Origin of the sequence: Tellurirhabdus rosea, assembly GCF_026278345.1 — a bacterium.
Classification (GTDB): Bacteria; Bacteroidota; Bacteroidia; order Cytophagales; family Spirosomataceae; genus Tellurirhabdus; species Tellurirhabdus rosea.
On record NZ_CP111085.1, the window covers coordinates 1434321 to 1451677 of the forward strand.

Consider the following 17357-nt stretch of genomic DNA (forward strand, 5'->3'; position numbering starts at 1 on the left):
ACGACCGGGCCATTGTCACTCAATCGCTCAATCACTCAATCGCTCATTATGTTGCTCCCTCTCCTCCGCCTTACCCGCCCGGCGAATCTGGTTACGGCCGTGGCGGATATTCTGGCCGGTACAGCCATTGCCGGTTACCTGACGTACGAATACGCCACGTTCGAACCGCTGGGGCTGCTCTGCCTGTCCACCATCGGGCTCTACGGCGGCGGCGTGGTGTTCAACGATATTTTTGACGCGCAGCTCGATGCGGAGGAACGGCCCGAACGGCCCATACCGAGCGGGCAGGTAAGCCTGCGGTCGGCATCCCTGCTGGGCTCCGTGCTGCTGCTGATCGGCGTCGTTGCGGCCTGGCTGGTGCACCCGCTGTCGGGCTGGCTGGCCATCGCCATCGCGGTTTTTGCGCTGCTTTACGACCAGTTCGGGAAGCACCATCCCGTGCTGGGACCGCTGAACATGGGTCTGTGCCGGGGCCTGAATCTGCTGCTGGGCGTCAGCATCCTGCCCGAGCAGGTGATGCCCTGGGCGTGGGTGGCGCTGCTGCCGATTGCGTACATCGGGGCCATTACGATGATCAGCCGGGGAGAAGTGCATGGCGGGTCGTCGGGGACGCTGCGGATCGCGGGGCTGCTCTACGGCGCGGTCATTGCCTGCATCGCGGCCATTGCACAGTCGCGGGGGCAGTTGGGAACGGCCCTGCCTTTCCTGATCATTTTTGGCCTGTTCATTTTTCCGCCGCTGTGGCGGGCCGTGCGTGAGCCGGTCGGGAAAAATATCGGCATGGCCGTCAAGGCCGGGGTGGTTTCTCTGATTGTGATGAATGCGGCCTGGGTGGCGGCGTTTGCCTCTTTCCCCTTTGCGCTGCTGGTGGTGTGTCTGCTGCCGCTGACGCGGTTGCTGGCCCGGGTGTTTGCCGTTACATGAATAAATGCCAGAATGAATGCCATATCTCCAAGATATGGCATTCATCTGGCATTGATCAAAAAAAGCCGCCTCCAGCGGAAGCGGCCTTTCCTACGTTACATCTACCGATTCACACTCAGCCGTTACGGTGGTTACGGTGCCGTTCCCGGCGTTCCTGTTGCCGGTTCATGAACTGCTCCCGTTCCGCCGGACTCATGGTCTTTAATTTTTCTTCCAGACGCTGGCGCTTCGCTTCGCGGTAAGCCTGCCGCTCGGCGGGCGACATGGCAGAGGTTTGCTTGCGGTGCGCCTCGTGGCCAACTTTATGGTCGGCCGAAGCCGAGCCGGATTTCAGGGTGCTCCCTTTGGTGGCCTTACCTTCCTTGATTTTCTTCTGAATGGCTTCGCGCTGCTCGGGCGTCATATTCTGCATCCGCTGTTCGCGCATCCGCTGGCGCTCGGAGAAGAAAGCCTTGCGCTCTTCCGGTGACATTTTCGCCACTTTCTCCTTTAGCTCCTGCCGACGGGCGGCCCGTTCGGTGGCGCTCAGCCGCTCTTTTTCCTTTAATGCCGGCGAATTGTCCGTGGTTTGCGCAAAGGCGCTGACAGAAAACAGCAGCATCGCTGCAACGGCTACCAGATTTTTCTTGTTCATAGGATATGGGTGAATATTTTTAATTCAGGTTGTTTGCATTTCGCCGGTTGGACAAGGTGCAAAAACAAAGGTTTAACAAGCAATTAGTTTATCTTTATAAAATTCTTTTTTGAATAATTTTGAGTTCGCTTAACGCTTAAATCAATGTCGATATCCCTTCAGCAATCGTTCAGCGTCCGGTTTACCTACGACGTCTCTTTCACCGAGGGCCTGTTCGATTCTACGAATACCCTTTTTCTGGAATTTTTGCAAAAACAGGCCGCCGGCGGTCTGCGTAAGAAGTTGTTTTTTGTACTCGACGACGGTGTCCTGAAGTATCACCCCGAACTGCCCGTTCAGATTCAGACGTATTTCCGGCGCTATCCGCTGGTAGAACTGATTTCGGAACTGCTGATTGTGCCGGGCGGGGAGGCTGCCAAAAATGACCCCACGCTGGTCGATAAGATTGTCGATGCCGTTGACCGGCACGGCATCGACCGGCACTCGTACATTGTCGCCATCGGCGGCGGCTCGGTCCTCGACATGGTGGGCTACGCCGCGGCGATCTCCCACCGGGGTATCCGCCACATCCGCATCCCGACGACGGTTCTGTCGCAGAACGATTCGGGAGTCGGCGTCAAAAACGGCATTAATTTTCGGGGAAAGAAAAATTTCATCGGCACGTTTGCGCCGCCCGTAGCCGTCCTGATTGACTACTCTTTTCTGACGACGCTCGACGACCGCGACTGGCGGGCGGGCATTTCGGAGGCCGTTAAGGTGGCGCTCATCAAGGATGCGCCTTTCTTCGACTGGCTGGAAGCCCATGCCGAGCGGCTGGCCGATCGGGATCTGGAAGCCATGAAATACCTCGTCCAGCGCTGCGCCGAACTGCATATGCAGCATATTGCGGGCGGCGACCCGTTCGAGATGGGCTCCTCCCGTCCGCTGGACTTCGGCCACTGGAGCGCTCACAAACTCGAACAACTAACTGATTTTGAAATCCGGCACGGGGAAGCCGTCGCCATCGGCATTGCGCTCGACACGCTGTATTCCCAGCAGATCGGCTGGCTTTCGGAGGCAGAAGCATCGCGCATCCTGACGACGCTCCGGACGCTCGGTTTTCAGGTCTTTCATCCCGAACTGGAAAACGAAGCGGCCCTGAAAGGGCTTTCCGAATTCCGGGAACACCTGGGCGGTCAGCTGACGATCATGCTCCTGCAAAGCATCGGTACGGGCGTGGAAGTGCACGAGATGGATGAAAACCGCATCCGCGAGGTAATTTCCATCCTGAAACACCAGCAAACCGAAACCCAGCCCGCATGAAGACGCCCCTCGGACACCTGAGTTACTGCACCAATATCCACGCCGGCGAGCACTGGGCCGATCATTTTCTGGCCCTTCAGGCCGCCATTCCGGAGGTTAAAAAACGGCTGTCGCCCGACGCTCCCCTGGGGCTGGGGCTACGGCTGGCCAACACGGCAAGCATCGAGCTGAGTCGTCCCGAGCGGCTGGCAGAGTTTAAACAATGGCTTACCCAGACGGATTGCTACGTGTTCACCATGAACGGCTTTCCGTACGGCGGCTTTCACAATACGCGGGTCAAAGACGCCGTGCACGCCCCCGACTGGACGACGCCCGAGCGGACCGATTACACCATCCGCCTGTTTCAGCTGCTGGCCGAACTGCTGCCCGCGGGCATGAGCGGCGGCATCTCGACCTCCCCGCTTTCGTACCGCTACTGGCACCGCTGGGACAACGACACCCAGCGCGACAAGATTTTTGAAATCACGACCCAGCGCCTGCTGACCGTTGTGGAAAGCCTGGTTCGGCTGAAACGGGAACGCGGTGTGTCGATGCACCTCGACATCGAGCCGGAACCCGATGGGCTGCTGGAAACCGGCGACGAGTTCATCGACTGGTTCAATCATTACGTGCTGCCCATCGGCATGGACCGGCTGAACGAGGAGTTCGGCATGACCGTCGAAGAAGCCGACGCGGCCCTGCGGGAACACGTACAACTCTGTTACGACGTCTGCCACTTTGCGGTCGGGTACGAACGGGCGGCGGAGGTACTCGACAAACTGGACGCCAACGGCCTTAAAGTCGGCAAAATCCAAATCAGCGCGGCCCTCAAAGCGACCCTTCCGGCAGACCCGGCCCGGCGGGAAGAAGTGCTCCGGGCGTTTTCGGAGTTTAACGAACCCACCTACCTGCACCAGGTGGTGGCGCGCACCCGGACCGGCGAGCTGCAGCGATATCCGGACCTGCCCAAGGCGCTGAAGTCGCTGGACCCGCAGCATGTCGAGTGGCGGTCTCATTTTCACGTACCGCTGTTTGTCGAAGATTACGGGCTGCTGCAATCCACGCAGGGCGACATTGTGGACGTCCTCAACCTTCAGAAACAGCGCCCTTTCACCGAGCAGATGGAGGTTGAAACCTACACCTGGGGCGTTCTGCCCGAAGACATGCAGCTTCCCCTGAACGAGTCCATTATGCGGGAATTGACGTGGACGTTAAACAAAATGAATGAATAATGAACAATGAATAACAAACTGGGGCGGTCCACCTCGGTTCATTATTCATTGTTCATTGCTCATTATTCATTAAATGAAAAAGACTGTAGTTATCGACGTGGTCGGCCTTTCAGCCTCGCTGATTGGCGACCTCACTCCTTTTTTGAAAAGCTGGACCGCCGGCAAACGGATTTCGACCATCCAGCCGATGCTGCCGGCCGTGACGACGGCTGTTCAATCAACCTACGTAACGGGCCAGTGGCCGACCGGGCACGGCATTGTCGGTAACGGCTGGTACGACCGCACGGACTGCGAAATCAAATTCTGGAAGCAATCCAACAAGCTGGTAGCGGGCGAAAAAATCTGGGAAGCGGCCCGGCGTCTGGACCCGTCGTTTACGGTGTCCAAGATGTTCTGGTGGTACAACATGTACTCCTCGGCCGATTTCTCGGTCACTCCCCGCCCCCAGTACCATGCCGACGGCGTGAAGGCGCCCGACTGCTACACCCACCCCGCCGACCTCCGCGACCGGCTCCAGCAGGCGCTGGGCACGTTTCCGCTGTTCAATTTCTGGGGGCCGAACGCCAATATCGTGTCAACCCGCTGGATTGCCGATGCGTCGCTGCTGGTCGATCAATGGCACAATCCAACCCTGACGCTGATTTACCTGCCCCATCTGGACTACTGTTTGCAGAAGTTCGGACAGGATTTCGGCAAAATTTCAAAAGAGTTGGGTGAAATCGACGCCGTTTGCCGGGACCTGGTGCAGCATTACGAGAAGCAGAACGCGGAGGTAATTATCCTGTCGGAATACGGCATCACCAACGTCAGTCGGCCGATTCACCTCAACCGGGCGTTCCGGGAGGCGGGCCTGCTGGGCATTCGCGAAGAACAGGGTCTGGAACTGCTGGACGCCGGGGCTTCGCGGGCCTTTGCCGTGGCCGATCACCAGGTGGCGCATATCTACCTGAACGACCCGTCGTGCGCCGCGCAGGTCCGCTCGATTCTGGAAAAAACGCCCGGGGTAGAGCTTATTCTGGATGAGGCCGGAAAACGCCAGCACCACCTTGACCATGAACGCGCCGGTGACCTGGTCGTGATGGCTGATGCCGACAGCTGGTTTACCTACTACTACTGGCTCGACGACCGCAAGGCTCCCGACTACGCCCGGCTGGTAGACATCCACCGCAAGCCCGGTTACGACCCCGTCGAAATGTTCATGGACCCGGCGAATCCTTTGGTCAAAGCCAAGGCGGGTTACAAACTGCTCCGCAAAAAACTCGGTTTCCGCTACCTGATGAACGTCATTCCGCTGGATGCAACTCTGATTAAAGGCTCCCACGGTCGGACTGGCACCGCGCGCGAGCATCATCCGGTATTTATCAGCAATCAGTCGGATGGGGGAACCCTGGAAGCGACGGCCGTCTACGGGGAAATCCTGAAGGCGCTACAGGCCGAAAGGCTCCCGCAAGCGATCTGATCCGTCGCCAAACGGCAAACCCGGCCTCAAACGCATGAGGCCGGGTTTGTTGTTTTCAAAAAGCATCCTCACCGCCTGAACGGCAGCATTTTCACCACGTTGAGCGCAATGATTCTTCCCTGCTTCTGGCTTACGTCGCAGGTCTTCCGGTAGGGGATTCCGGCGTCCACCTGGGAGTTTCCGGCTTCAATTGCGGCTTCTTCACACGATCAATAAGCACGCGGACGGAGTCCCAGCGCGTTGTATGAGTTGTCCGTAAACCGGTAGCCGCTTCCAAAAAGCACCGTCAGCGTTTGGGCGTGCGGAAGCCGGCAGAATAGAGCGCCCGGACGGGTATTCGGGGTGGTTGGGCGTCGGAATCAGCGTGTTCCACTGCGAATGGTTCATCACCGTCCGAATGTATGTGATGAGCCTCAGCCGGGCGGACGGAACGGTGCAGGAGGTATCGATTGATAGCGAAATCATTCATGACAATCTGGTTTAAAAGAGGTTTGTTGTTTACCGATTTAACCGGTCATTTTTGACCGCTCACGACGAGCGCTCCGTAGTCCGGCGTCACCCGTTTACCCGCAAAATTCTGGTCGAGCAGGGAGAAGACGTCCCGGCGAATCCGGTCCCGGGTGGACTGTGTCTCGTTCCGCAGCGCCGCGACCACCGGGGCGACGACGTCGTTCATGAAATTCCAGTAGTTTTCGTTGGTACCGCATTCTAGTTGACCCGTCACGGCTTTTTCAGTGACATTTTTTAACCCCGCCTCCCGGAGCAGGGCCGCCAGAAAACCGGGGTTGCCGCAGCGAAACATGCCGGGAGCGCCCGCAGGCGGAGGCGACAGGTGCAGGTTGCCGTTGATGGTGCTCATGCTGGCCGTAATCCAGAAATTTTTGTCGGGCGTACTCCAGACCGCCGCCGCCAGTTTGCCTCCCGGTTTTAGCACGCGCACCATTTCGAGGGCGGCCTGAAGCATATCGGGGAAATACATGAAGCCCAGTCGGCAGCTTACCGCATCGAATGATTCGTCTTCAAACGGCAATTCACTCACGTCGCAGGCCAGGATTCTGGTGTTGGTAATCTGGCGTCGGTCGGCGTTGTCGCGGGCAACGTCCAGCATGCCTTCGGCCAGGTCGGTGATGGTCACATGACCCCGTGGGACGAGGGACGCCACGGTCAGGCCCGGTTCGCCTGTCCCGGCGGCCACATCCAGCACGTTGTCCGTTTCCTTCAGTGACAGCGTCCGGATGAGTTCATCGCCCATCGGCCGGAGCCAGTTCATGGTAAATTCGTCCCATTTCCGCCAGCCAGGCGAAAAAGTGTTCCAAGTTTCTCTCTGCTGATCCCGGATCAGTTCCAGTTGTGCTTCCATGTTTGTGTGGTTTTGTTATATAGCTGTTTTCGGCAAAAAATCACTTGCTCAGGCCCAGAGGTCGTCGGTAATGTCGTCCCAAGTGATCTCCGCATCAAAATGGTTGAGGTCCAGAAAATCAAAGCGGACCGTGCGAAACAGCAGGATGGCCGCCGGCAACAGGATCAGCCAGCTTACGAGCGTTTTCATGGGTAAATAGCCGGATGTGTGAGTCGGAACGTAATCTGGAGTTCGTACAGCCGGGATACGGCCATTCCGCCCCGGTGGGCGGGAAACCAGCGTGGCATCCGCTCAATCAGGGTGCAGGCGGCCTTGTCGAGGATGGGACCGCGGGATTTTACCACCTCGATATCGCTGAGGCGGCCCGTTGCCAGCACTCGGAACCGCATGTGCACCGTACCTTCCAGTCCCGCCTCAACGGCCTTTGCCGGATACCAATCGGGGTTTTTCAGATAAGCCGCCAGCGCCGGAGGGCCGCCGGAGAAAAACGGCTCGTTGATCAGCGGAAAAGCGGCATCGTCGGCGGCCGGTTCGGCGGGTTGCCGCCACGGAATAGTATCGCCCGGAGCTTTGGGATGGTCCGGTCCATCGGGAGCCGGGGCCGGGACCAGCGCGGCCGCGCTGAGGTAACTTACTACCGTTAAGTAAGCGGTCATTAGCATTGTTCGTTTCATTGAAAAAGAGGAATTAGTTTAGCTTGAAAATCAAATTGGTACCGATGCAAAATTCCCCTTTTGCCGACTCCGGGAAATCACCGGATTCCGTGATTTTGCCGTCACTGAATTCCGTGATTTTGGAGCCGGACGAACAGCCGCGTGTAGAGATTGAAGCGCTTCCGACCGTTATTGTGTTCCATGAAACTTGTTCGAGTACTCCTCTTACTGACTGGCTGGCTGGGCGCCCTCGGCACGCTACAGGCCCAGCGATACGACACACCCCCGTTTAACTTTGACCGAAGCCTCGACCAGCACTACGTCGATAGTCTGCTGCGGGCTACCCGCCTGCGGCTGCTGGACCTGAACCGCTTTCGCCAGACGCCGACCGTCGATACGGCCCGGATGGAACTGCTCCATTTTATCGCCTACGTCCATTACAGCGGCAAAACGCACCGCGACAGCTCGCTCATGCTGGCCAACCAGCTCATACAGCTGGCGCAGCGCCACCGGAATATCAAGTACCAGATCAAGGGCCTGCTGCTGACCGAACGCTACTACCGGGCCGGCAAAGGCAATTATCCTCAGGCCATCCGGCTCAATTACCGGCTGCTTTCGCTAGTAGAGAGCATGCCGGACCGGTACGGGCTGTACGTCTGGCGGATTTACCGCAACTTGGGTAACATAAGCCTGTCCATCGGCGAACCCGACGAAGCGGTCACATATTTTGGGAAAAGTGTGGCCTGGTTTGACCGGGACAACCCGGACGATCTGCTCAATCTGGCGGACCTGCACCAGAGCCTCGGCAACGCCTGCGTGGAGCTGCAGCGTTACGACCGGGCGGAAAGCCATTTTCTGCGTTCCTGGAAAGTGCTGAACCGGGCCAAAGCGCCGGCTTCCAACAAAGCCTACCTCACCAACGACCTCGGTCGGCTGTACAATCTCCAGCAGAAACCCGCCCAGGCGGTTCCGTACCTGAAACAGGCGGTGGCGTACTGGCAGCGAATGGGGGCCAACCTGCCGGAGTCGGATGCACTGGCCGACCTGGCCGAGGCTTACCTGAGTCTACGGCAGTACGACGAGGCCATTGCCGCGGCCCGGCAGGCACTGGACAAAAACAAGAAGGTGCACGTGACGATCCTGACGGCCTACTCAGTGCTGGTACGCGCCTACGAGCAGCAGCGGCAATGGGAGAGCGCTTTCCGCTATCAGCAGATTTACAACGAAAAAAAAGTCGAGCAGCAGCAGGCCATCAATCAGGTCGAAAGTCTGCGCCAGAAAGCCATCTTCGAACAGCGGCGGCTCCAGACCATCCACCAGCAGGAACGCCTGCTGCAACAGCAACGCTACCAGACTTTGGCCAAACAGGCCGAAATCGACCGGCTCAACGGCGTCCATCAGACCGCCGAGTTGCGGCGCCGGGCCCAGACCAGCGCCCTGCGCCACCAGCTCGAAAAGCAGCAGCTCCGGGCAGCCGCTATTGAGAAACAGGCGAGCCAGCAGGCTACCATCAAACAACTGAAGATCGACCAGTTGCGGCTGGGTTTATCGGCCCAGACGAAAGTCCGGAACCTTCTGTTTGCCGGGCTGACCCTTATCAGTCTGATGGGCCTGCTGCTGCTGTACTACAGCCTCCGACTCCGACGGACCAACCGGGCGCTGGTTGCCAAAAATCAGGAGATTGAAATGGCGCTCGTCCGGGGCCAAACCCTTGAGCGCAAACGCGTGGCGGTCGAACTGCACGACCGGGTGGGTAGTCTGCTGGGGGCAACCAAGATGACGTTCCAGACGATTGATGCCGAGAGTCTGCCGCCCCGCGACCGGAAGCTGTACAAAAACAGCCTCGACCTGCTCAACGACGCCGCGACGCAGATTCGGGAGCTGTCGCATAACCTGATGCCCGATCAGTTGCTGCAACAGGATTTGCCGACGCTTTTGCGCAACCTCGTCGAAAAGTTGAATCTGACCGGCCAAACGACGTTTTCTCTCTACTGCGAAACCCTCGGCCCGGTCCTGCTCTCGCCGGATGCCAAATTCAATCTGTACGTAATATGTCTGGAATTGTGCACCAACATTCTGCGTCACGCCCAGGCAAAGCGTGCCCGGGTCAGGGTGCTGCGGCGGGGCGACGGGCTGACGCTGGAGGTGGCCGACGACGGCATGGGCGTGGAACTCCCGGCCCGGCCGGGGATGGGACTGCACAACATCCGGCAGCGGGCCGCCGCCATCGGCGGGGTTTTCAGCGTGGAACCGGGCCGACCGGCAGGCACCCGGGCCAGCGTCTGGCTTCCGCTTACCACTTCATCAGCTTTCGACTGAACGGGTGCTTCATCAGGCCGAGAGCGGTCGTAACACCCAGTTTCTGGTAAATCCGTTTGCGATGGGTTTCCACCGTGTTGAACGAAATAAACAGCCGTTCGGCAATCTGCGCGCTGGACAGTTCTTCGAGAATGAGTCCGGCAATCTGGCTTTCCCGTTCGGTGAGCAGATCGTCGTCGGCAGTTTCCGAAGGGCTTTCCAGCGCCGTAAAAATCCGGCTGTCGATGTACTGGCGACCGGCGGCCACGGCCATAATGGCGTCGAAAAGCTCCGCTTTATCCGCCGTTTTGGTGACGTAGCCGTTCGCGCCCGCCTTCAGCGCCTGGCGAACCTGCGCTGGATCGACCGAGCCCGACAGGATCAGCACCGACAGCGCCGGATACTGGCTCTTTACCACTCCGATCAGCCTCAGCACATCTACGCCGGGAACGATCAGGTCCGTCACCAGCACATCTACCGGCTGTTGCGCCAGCACCTCCAGCAGTGCCGGCTCTCCGGTCGCCATACCGGCCACCTGGAAGGTCCCGGCGGTTTGCAGTAAATTCGCAAAACTTTCCAGGACCACCTGATGATCATCCATAAGGGCAAGACTGTACATCATATCCGGCAGATTTTAGCGAAGCAATTTGCAGCGGGCGGTCGCCATACCGAACAGACCATTGAGTCAGCGGTCTTTGTTTTTCGTCAGCGGTCGCCGTTTCGCATAACCCTAACGTTCTGGCAACCAAACCAAAGCGACTGTCCCGGAAGATTTTGGGCAAGGGACGGCCGCTCGTGCTTTATTTTTAAGACCGTTCCCTCAATGTAATCTCACACTTTAGGGCTGCCTCTGTTAACCATACGGGTTGATTCTGATTTACTCAATCGCAACACACGTTATGGAAGACATGAAAATGGAAGTGCCACCCCAGCACCAGGAACAGCAGCCGGGGCTGGAAAGTGAAATGACGCCCCAGCCGATTTTTATTCGGGAAACGTACAAAGGGGCGGACAAACTTCAGGGAAAAGTGGCGCTCATTACCGGCGGTGACAGTGGCATCGGACGGGCCGTTGCCGTGCATTTTGCCCGCGAGGGTGCCGACGTAGCCATTGTCTACAAGCCGGAAGAAGAACCCGATGCGCAGAAAACCCGCCAGCTCATTGAGCAGGAAGGCCGACGCGCCCTGCTGATTCCGGGCGACCTGACGGACCGTTCGTTCTGCGAAAAATGCGTGGAGCAAACCGTGGCGGAATTCCGGAAGCTGAACATTCTGGTCAACAACGCCGCCGTTCAGTTTCCGAAAGAAGATCTTACCCTGATCGAGGACGAAGATCTGGTCAAAACTTTTGACACCAATATTCTGGCCATGTTCCGCGTGACCAAGGCCGCCCTGCCGCATCTGCAGGAGAACGACTGCATCATCAATACGACGTCCATCACCGCCTACAAAGGCAGCCAGGAGTTGCTGGATTATTCGTCGACGAAAGGGGCTATTACGGCCTTTACCCGTTCGCTTTCGACCAGTCTGGCCGAGCGCAACATCCGGGTAAACGGCGTGGCTCCGGGACCGATCTGGACCCCGCTCATTCCGGCTTCGTTCGATGAGGAAAAAGTGGCCAGTCACGGGCAGGATGTGCCCATGCAGCGCCGCGGCCAGCCGGCGGAGGTTGCTCCCGCCTATGTGTTTCTGGCGTCCGAGGATGCGTCCTACATCACGGGGCAGGTCATTCACATCAACGGCGGTTCGGTGGTGAACGCCTGACGACATAAGCTTTGGAGAAGGCACCCGGGGAACAACCGGGTGCCTTTTTTATTGGTGTAAATATGAAAATTTACCGAAAAACACCGTTTACTCACTTCCGGAATAATAATTTTTGAAGAATTTTTCGGGGCTTGTGGTTACAAACACATCACAAAGAGGTGTCAGTTAGCCCCATCGGGCCATCCCTTTGTATAAGCTGTTTTAGTGAACTTGGATATTTCCGTAAGGCACTTGATTCTCTGCCGGGCTTTTCCAAACTTAATATTCCCTCCGGGGGACAAATCCAATGTTTCACTTAAAATGTGTGATGCGTATGAGAATCCAAGTGAATGCCGTTCATTTCACGGCTGATCAGAGACTGCTGGATTTCATTCAACGAAAACTCGACAAGCTCGAAACGTTTCACGACCGAATTCTGAGTGCCGAAGTGTTCCTTCGCCTCGACGGCAGTGATTCCAGTAGGGTCAAACAGAAAGTCTTCGAAGTTAAATTATATATGGCCGGCGATTCGATGTTCATCAGCGAACGTGCCAAAACGTTTGAAGAAGCCGTCGACGTCGTCATAGACCGCTTCAAAAACCAGCTTGTACGCCACAAAGACAAACAACGCAGCCTCTCCAAGAGCGAAATCAAAGAAACCCGGCTGGTGGAAGAGCCCGTCGGCGAGGACGTTGACTATTAGTCTGCTGCCTTTCTCATAAAACGCAAAAGCCGCCCCAAAGGCGGCTTTTGTCGTACCCCCGGGTTTTAGCCCGGAAGTTTCTGAGCAATATGTTAAGAATAACCCGCGGGCTAAAGCCCGGAGATACTTTACAGGCCGAATGCTTCCTTGATTTTGTCGACGTAGTCGAGTTTCTCCCAGGTAAAGAGCTCGACCTCCACTTCCTTCGCTGAACCGTTCTGGCCGAACACTTTCTTCACCGTCTGGTTCTGACGGCCCATGTGTCCGTAAGCCGCCGTTTCCGAGTAGATCGGGTTGCGGAGTTTCAGACGCTGTTCGATGGCATACGGACGCATATCGAAAATATCCTCGATCTTTTTCGCGATCTCTCCGTCGGTCATGTCCACCTTCGACGAGCCGTAGGTGTCGATGAACAGGCCACAGGGTTTGGCAACGCCGATGGCGTAGGAAACCTGCACCAGCACCTGGTCGCAGAGACCGGCCGCCACCATGTTCTTGGCAATGTGACGCGTGGCGTATGCGGCCGAACGGTCAACTTTCGAGGGGTCTTTGCCCGAGAAAGCTCCGCCGCCGTGAGCGCCTTTGCCGCCGTAGGTGTCCACGATGATCTTCCGGCCGGTCAGGCCCGTGTCTCCGTGCGGGCCACCGATGACAAATTTGCCCGTCGGGTTGATGTAGTAGGTAATGTGGTCGTTGAAAAGCGCCTGCAATTCCGGCTTCAGCTTGGCCTTCACACGCGGGATGACGATGTTGATCACGTCCTCGCGGATGCGCTCCAGCATCACGGCATCGCTGCCGAAATCGTCGTGCTGCGTCGACACCACGATGGTATCGATCCGGACGGGCTGGTGGTCATCGCTGTATTCGATGGTCACCTGCGACTTGGCATCTGGGCGCAGGTAGGTCATCGTGTCTTTGTCGTGGTTGCGGATGTACGACAGCTCCTGCAGGATTTTGTGCGCCAGGTCGAGGGCCAGCGGCATGTAGTTTTCCGTCTCCTTGGTAGCGTAGCCGAACATCATGCCCTGGTCGCCGGCACCCTGGGCATTGGCGCGGGTTTCGAAGTCCTCGGTTTCCGTCTGACGATCCACGCCCATGTTGATGTCCGCCGACTGCTCGTGGATGGCCGAAAGGATACCGCAGGAGTTGGCTTCGAACATGTATTCGCTCTTGGTGTAGCCGATCTTCCGGATCACCTCGCGGGCGATTTTCTGGACGTCGAGATAAACGTTGGTTTTCACCTCACCGGCCAGAACTACCTGCCCCGTCGTCACGAGGGTTTCGCAGGCCACCTTGCTGTTGGGGTCGAAAGCCAGAAAATGGTCAATCAGCGCATCAGAAATCTGATCCGCCACTTTATCGGGGTGACCTTCCGAGACCGACTCAGAAGTAAATAGATACGGCATTGTACGTCAGGTTTATTATCAAAATCGTTGCGCGAATTTACGGCAATTTCCAAACACGGTCAAAACGCGCCGGGAAACTCCGTTCAATAAGCTTTCTAACAAGGAGTCTGCCAAACCTGTCTGCTTAATAAACATTTCCGTATTCATCGCTACTATGCAACGTCTCAACATCCTGATCTGGCATATCCACGGCTCTTACCTGACGGCCATTACCCAAACGGAGCATAACTGGTATGTTCCGGTCAAAGCCGGCCATCCGGAGGGTTACTGCGGCCGGGGCGTGGACTCTACCATGCCTGATTATGTCCGGGAAATACCCGCCGAAGAGGTAAAAAATCTTTCGCTGGACCTCATTATTTTTCAGACGCCGCAGAATTATTTGCAGGACCAGCACGAAATCCTGACCGAGGAGCAGCGCCGTCTGCCGAAGATTTATCTCCAGCACAACACGCCGGAACCGCATCCGACCGAATCCCGGCACGTGGTCGCCGACGATCCGGATGTGCTTCTGGTGCATGTGACGCACTTCAACCGCCTGATGTGGGACAACGGCAAGGCGCCCACGACGGTCATTGAACACAGCGTCATGATCGACCCCTCCGCCCGTTACAGCGGGCACCGGGAGATGGGCATCACGGTCGTCAACAACATCCAGCACCGGGGCCGCAACACCGGATTTGACCTGTTCGAACACGCCCGCGACCGGGTGCCGCTGACGATTGTGGGGATGGGCGCGGCCGAAATCGGCGGGCTCGACGGCATCCACTACCGCCACCTGCACCGGACCGTGGCCGAATACCGGTTTCTGTACAGTCCCATGCGGTACACCAGCCTGCCGCTGTCGGTCATCGAAGCCTTCACGATGGGCATGCCGGTGGTCGCCCTGGCGACGACGGAACTGCCGACGGTCATCGAGAACGGCGTCCACGGCTTTTTATCCAATGATTCGGACGAGCTGGTCGATCACATGAATTTTCTCCTGAAAAACCCGGCGGAGGCAAAGCGCATGGGCGAAAATGCCCGGAAGCTGGCCGAAGAACGGTTCAGCCTGCCGCGCTTCGTGCGGGACTGGAACCGGGCCTTCGCCGAAGTCACCGCCCTGTCAGCGGCCGTCAGACCCTGACAGGGTGATTAAGGCCGCAAAGCGCGCTTTAGAACCTGCCATCTCACGTACTAATCAAAATCCTGGCGCTTCCTGGTGCTACCGAAAACACACTAAAACCCTGTCAGCGGCCACAGGCCCTGACAGGGTTCCTTTTGTGCAGTAGCTTTCAATTTCGGTTGCGTAAAAATCCCTGTCAGGGCCTGTGGCCGCTGACAGGGGTTAAACGCGGAGGAGGCGTTTTCGGAGCACGTCGGCCGCCGCTACGGTAAACGGGCCGAGCGGCACGGTGGACATGATGCGCAGGTCTTCCCAGACGGAAGTGTCTTCGTCCAGAAATCTGAAAATATCGGCGGGCTGGTTTCGGGCGTACAGACGGGTGAACACATCCGCCATCGAATGCCGCCGGTATTTCAGCACGTTCAGCAGGACACTGTCCTGAAACATCTTGAACCACTGGTACAGCCGGTTGACGGGTCGCTGGGGCTTGCCGGTCTGCTCCAGGTTCCGGACCAGTTGCTGCAAATACCGCTGCGTCCGCTGAAAGGTGTAGCCGGTAGACGCCTTGGTGTACCCGCCCGAGGTGCCAATCCGGATGATGTGATCCGAGGGGCTTTCCATTGTTGGCTCGTCGGACATCGGAATGACGCCGTATTCAGTTTCGCTGATCTCGTAACCGCCGGTATCCAGATACTGCTCGATGTAGCGGCGCAGCGCCGTTTCGTATTCAGGCTCCGCCAGCAGCGTTTCGTTGAAAATGGTGTACTCGACCAGGGCCGTTCGCTCATCGAACGGGAGGATGTACAGAAACCGGCAGTCGCCCTCCTGCTCGATGCGGAAGTCCATCATGCGGGGACGCTGAACGTCGAAACACGGCTTTTCGGTCCGGATGACCCAGCCTTTGAAATGCTGAAGCAGGTTGTGCTGCCGCGGAAGGTTTAATTTGAGCGGAAACGTACTGTCGAATACGTAATCGGCGATATAAGGCGCCTGACTGGTCAGCACAAAGCCGCCCTGGGGCGTATCCTTGATGCGCTTGATGTTGGCCTGTTTGATCTCGATGGTCGGGATGGCGGCCAGCTGCGCTTTGATGTACTGGTAGAAGTCGATGCCGCGAAGCATCTTGTAGCGGTAATCGCCGATGTTGAGCGGCCCGCTGTAGGTCGTTCCAAAAAACTCGACGGTCGACCATTGCCGGAACACAATCGGTTCGAAAGGCCCCACGCCCTGTTCCCAGTAACACCAGGTACGGTCGTTGCGGTTCTTTGGTTCTCGGTCGATGATGAGAATGGAACGGTCGCGCAGCTGGGACTTGCTCAGGTAGTAAGCCAGGCTCAGCCCCGCCATTCCTCCTCCGGCAATGATGAAGTCGTAGCGTTTCATAGCAAAAAGTCGTAAGTCGTAGGTGGTCCGCCGCCGCGGTCGCAGGTCTTGAGGGCCGCTGCTTCAATATAAAAACGGCGGAGCCACCACAGCGGCGGACCACATATGACCTGCGACCGCGGCGGCGGACCGCCTACGACTTCCTGACTACTTTTTAAACGTTCACGTGCTTTTCTGCGTGGTAGCTCGATCGCACCAGCGGGCCAGATTCCACGTATTTCAGACCCCGTTTGAGTCCTTCTTCCCGGTACATGGCAAACGTTTCGGGATGAATCCACTCGATAACCTCGTGGTGCATTTTGGTCGGCTGCAGATACTGGCCGAGCGTCAGGATGTCCAGCCCGTGAGCGGCCAGATCATCCATCGCTTTGAATACTTCTTCGTGCGTTTCGCCCAGGCCCAGCATAATGCCCGACTTGGTGCGCTGCCCGTATTCCTTGGTCCGTTGGATCTGTTCCAGACTGCGGGCGTATTTCGCCTGCGGGCGCACGGCCCGGTACAGCCGCTCCACCGTTTCCACGTTATGCGACACCACTTCCTGACCCGCCGAAATCATGCGAATCAGGGCGTCCCAGGCCCCTTTCACATCCGGAATCAGCGTTTCGATGGTCGTTTCGGGAGACAGTTCCTTGATGGCCCGTACGGTCTGGTACCAGATTTCGGCTCCTTTATCTTTCAGTTCGTCGCGGTTGACCGAAGTAATCACGGCATGCTTGACCTTCATCAGCATCACGGCTTCGGCCACGCGGCGGGGTTCGTCGGTATCGTATTCATTCGGGCGGCCCGTCGCGACGGCGCAGAACGAACAGCTCCGGGTGCAGACGTTCCCCAGAATCATGAACGTAGCGGTACCGGCGCCCCAGCACTCACCCATGTTGGGGCAGTTGCCGCTTTCGCAGATGGTATGCAGCTTATAGGTGTCTACTAACTTGCGAACTTTGGCATATTCAGGCCCGATCGGCAGCTTGACGCGCAGCCAGTCAGGGCGTTTTTTCCTCTGAGGCTCGGAGGGTATTACGGGAAGTTCAATCATAGCAATCCTCAGTCCTGTTTTCTACACAATGAAATTTACGGCAGCAAAGTTCGGAAGAAAAAAGTTATGAGTTAAGAGTTATGAATTATGAGTTAAGCTTCGCCGGTCAGCTTACTGCTTGGCGGAGCTTAACTCATAATTCATAAC

The 17357-nt window shown here is 57.4% G+C and carries 16 protein-coding genes; 8 read left to right on the top strand and 8 right to left on the bottom strand.

Features of this window, described 5'->3' with window-relative positions; genetic code table 11:
* Positions 1–48: 48 nt before the first annotated feature.
* Positions 49–924 (top strand): UbiA-like protein EboC, encoded by an 876-nt coding sequence (gene eboC, locus ORG26_RS05990; RefSeq protein WP_266367621.1) that lies wholly within the window; start codon positions 49–51, stop codon positions 922–924.
* A gap of 115 nt (positions 925–1039) precedes the next feature.
* On the opposite strand, the gene ORG26_RS05995 is transcribed toward eboC, so the two are convergent.
* Positions 1040–1558 carry a hypothetical protein gene (locus ORG26_RS05995; RefSeq protein ID WP_266367622.1) on the bottom strand — a complete coding sequence of 173 codons (519 nt, stop codon included), beginning with the start codon at positions 1556–1558 and terminating at the stop codon, positions 1040–1042.
* A 144-nt stretch (positions 1559–1702) separates the two neighbouring features.
* On the opposite strand from ORG26_RS05995, the gene ORG26_RS06000 reads away from it, so the two are divergent.
* The 3 genes from ORG26_RS06000 to ORG26_RS06010 all read left to right on the top strand — a co-directional run bounded on the left by ORG26_RS06000 (position 1703) and on the right by ORG26_RS06010 (position 5530).
* Positions 1703–2860: a 3-dehydroquinate synthase gene (locus ORG26_RS06000; protein ID WP_266367623.1), complete on the top strand. Its 1158-nt coding sequence runs from the start codon at positions 1703–1705 to the stop codon at positions 2858–2860.
* Entirely contained in the window at positions 2857–4071 is a 1215-nt protein-coding gene (eboE, locus tag ORG26_RS06005; protein ID WP_266367624.1) for a metabolite traffic protein EboE, read from the top strand. Before ORG26_RS06000 ends, eboE begins: the two co-directional genes overlap by 4 nt.
* A 73-nt stretch (positions 4072–4144) precedes the next feature.
* The gene (locus ORG26_RS06010) at positions 4145–5530 is read left to right on the top strand and encodes an alkaline phosphatase family protein (protein WP_266367625.1); all 1386 of its coding nucleotides are present in this window, start codon (positions 4145–4147) and stop codon (positions 5528–5530) included.
* A gap of 514 nt (positions 5531–6044) precedes the next feature.
* Here ORG26_RS06010 and ORG26_RS06015 read toward each other — a convergent pair.
* The 3 genes from ORG26_RS06015 to ORG26_RS06025 are packed head-to-tail and all read right to left on the bottom strand — an operon-like array spanning position 6045 to position 7546.
* A complete protein-coding gene (locus ORG26_RS06015) occupies positions 6045–6890 on the bottom strand; it encodes a class I SAM-dependent methyltransferase (RefSeq protein WP_266367627.1) in 846 nt (281 codons plus the stop codon).
* Positions 6891–6938: 48 nt separating this feature from the next.
* Entirely contained in the window at positions 6939–7079 is a 141-nt protein-coding gene (locus ORG26_RS06020; RefSeq protein ID WP_266367629.1) for a hypothetical protein, read from the bottom strand.
* Positions 7076–7546 carry an energy transducer TonB gene (locus ORG26_RS06025; RefSeq protein WP_266367631.1) on the bottom strand — a complete coding sequence of 157 codons (471 nt, stop codon included), beginning with the start codon at positions 7544–7546 and terminating at the stop codon, positions 7076–7078. Before ORG26_RS06025 ends, ORG26_RS06020 begins: the two co-directional genes overlap by 4 nt.
* Positions 7547–7744: 198 nt before the next feature.
* Between ORG26_RS06025 and ORG26_RS06030 the strand changes: the two genes are divergently transcribed.
* Positions 7745–9862, top strand: coding sequence for a tetratricopeptide repeat-containing sensor histidine kinase (locus ORG26_RS06030; protein WP_266367633.1), 2118 nt, complete (start codon positions 7745–7747; stop codon positions 9860–9862).
* On the opposite strand, the gene ORG26_RS06035 is transcribed toward ORG26_RS06030, so the two are convergent.
* Entirely contained in the window at positions 9837–10463 is a 627-nt protein-coding gene (locus tag ORG26_RS06035) for a response regulator (RefSeq protein ID WP_266367635.1), read from the bottom strand. The genes ORG26_RS06030 and ORG26_RS06035 overlap by 26 nt on opposite strands.
* Before the next feature lie 277 nt (positions 10464–10740).
* Between ORG26_RS06035 and ORG26_RS06040 the strand changes: the two genes are divergently transcribed.
* Together ORG26_RS06040 and hpf are read left to right on the top strand one after the other, a co-directional pair.
* A complete protein-coding gene (locus ORG26_RS06040) occupies positions 10741–11604 on the top strand; it encodes an SDR family oxidoreductase (protein ID WP_323134369.1) in 864 nt (287 codons plus the stop codon).
* Between the two features lie 313 nt (positions 11605–11917).
* Positions 11918–12286: a ribosome hibernation-promoting factor, HPF/YfiA family gene (gene hpf, locus ORG26_RS06045; RefSeq protein ID WP_266367637.1), complete on the top strand. Its 369-nt coding sequence runs from the start codon at positions 11918–11920 to the stop codon at positions 12284–12286.
* 128 nt (positions 12287–12414) lie between these two features.
* On the opposite strand, the gene metK is transcribed toward hpf, so the two are convergent.
* Positions 12415–13692, bottom strand: a complete 1278-nt coding sequence (metK, locus tag ORG26_RS06050) for a methionine adenosyltransferase (protein WP_266367638.1) — start codon at positions 13690–13692, stop codon at positions 12415–12417.
* A 154-nt stretch (positions 13693–13846) separates the two neighbouring features.
* Here metK and ORG26_RS06055 point away from each other — a divergent pair, with 154 nt between their 5' ends.
* Positions 13847–14815 (top strand): glycosyltransferase, encoded by a 969-nt coding sequence (locus tag ORG26_RS06055; RefSeq protein ID WP_266367639.1) that lies wholly within the window; start codon positions 13847–13849, stop codon positions 14813–14815.
* A gap of 201 nt (positions 14816–15016) precedes the next feature.
* On the opposite strand, the gene ORG26_RS06060 is transcribed toward ORG26_RS06055, so the two are convergent.
* Entirely contained in the window at positions 15017–16177 is a 1161-nt protein-coding gene (locus ORG26_RS06060; RefSeq protein WP_266367640.1) for a lycopene cyclase family protein, read from the bottom strand.
* Between the two features lie 154 nt (positions 16178–16331).
* On the bottom strand, positions 16332–17210 hold the full coding sequence (lipA, locus tag ORG26_RS06065; RefSeq protein ID WP_266367642.1) for a lipoyl synthase: 879 nt from the start codon (positions 17208–17210) through the stop codon (positions 16332–16334).
* Between the last annotated feature and the right edge of the window lie 147 nt (positions 17211–17357).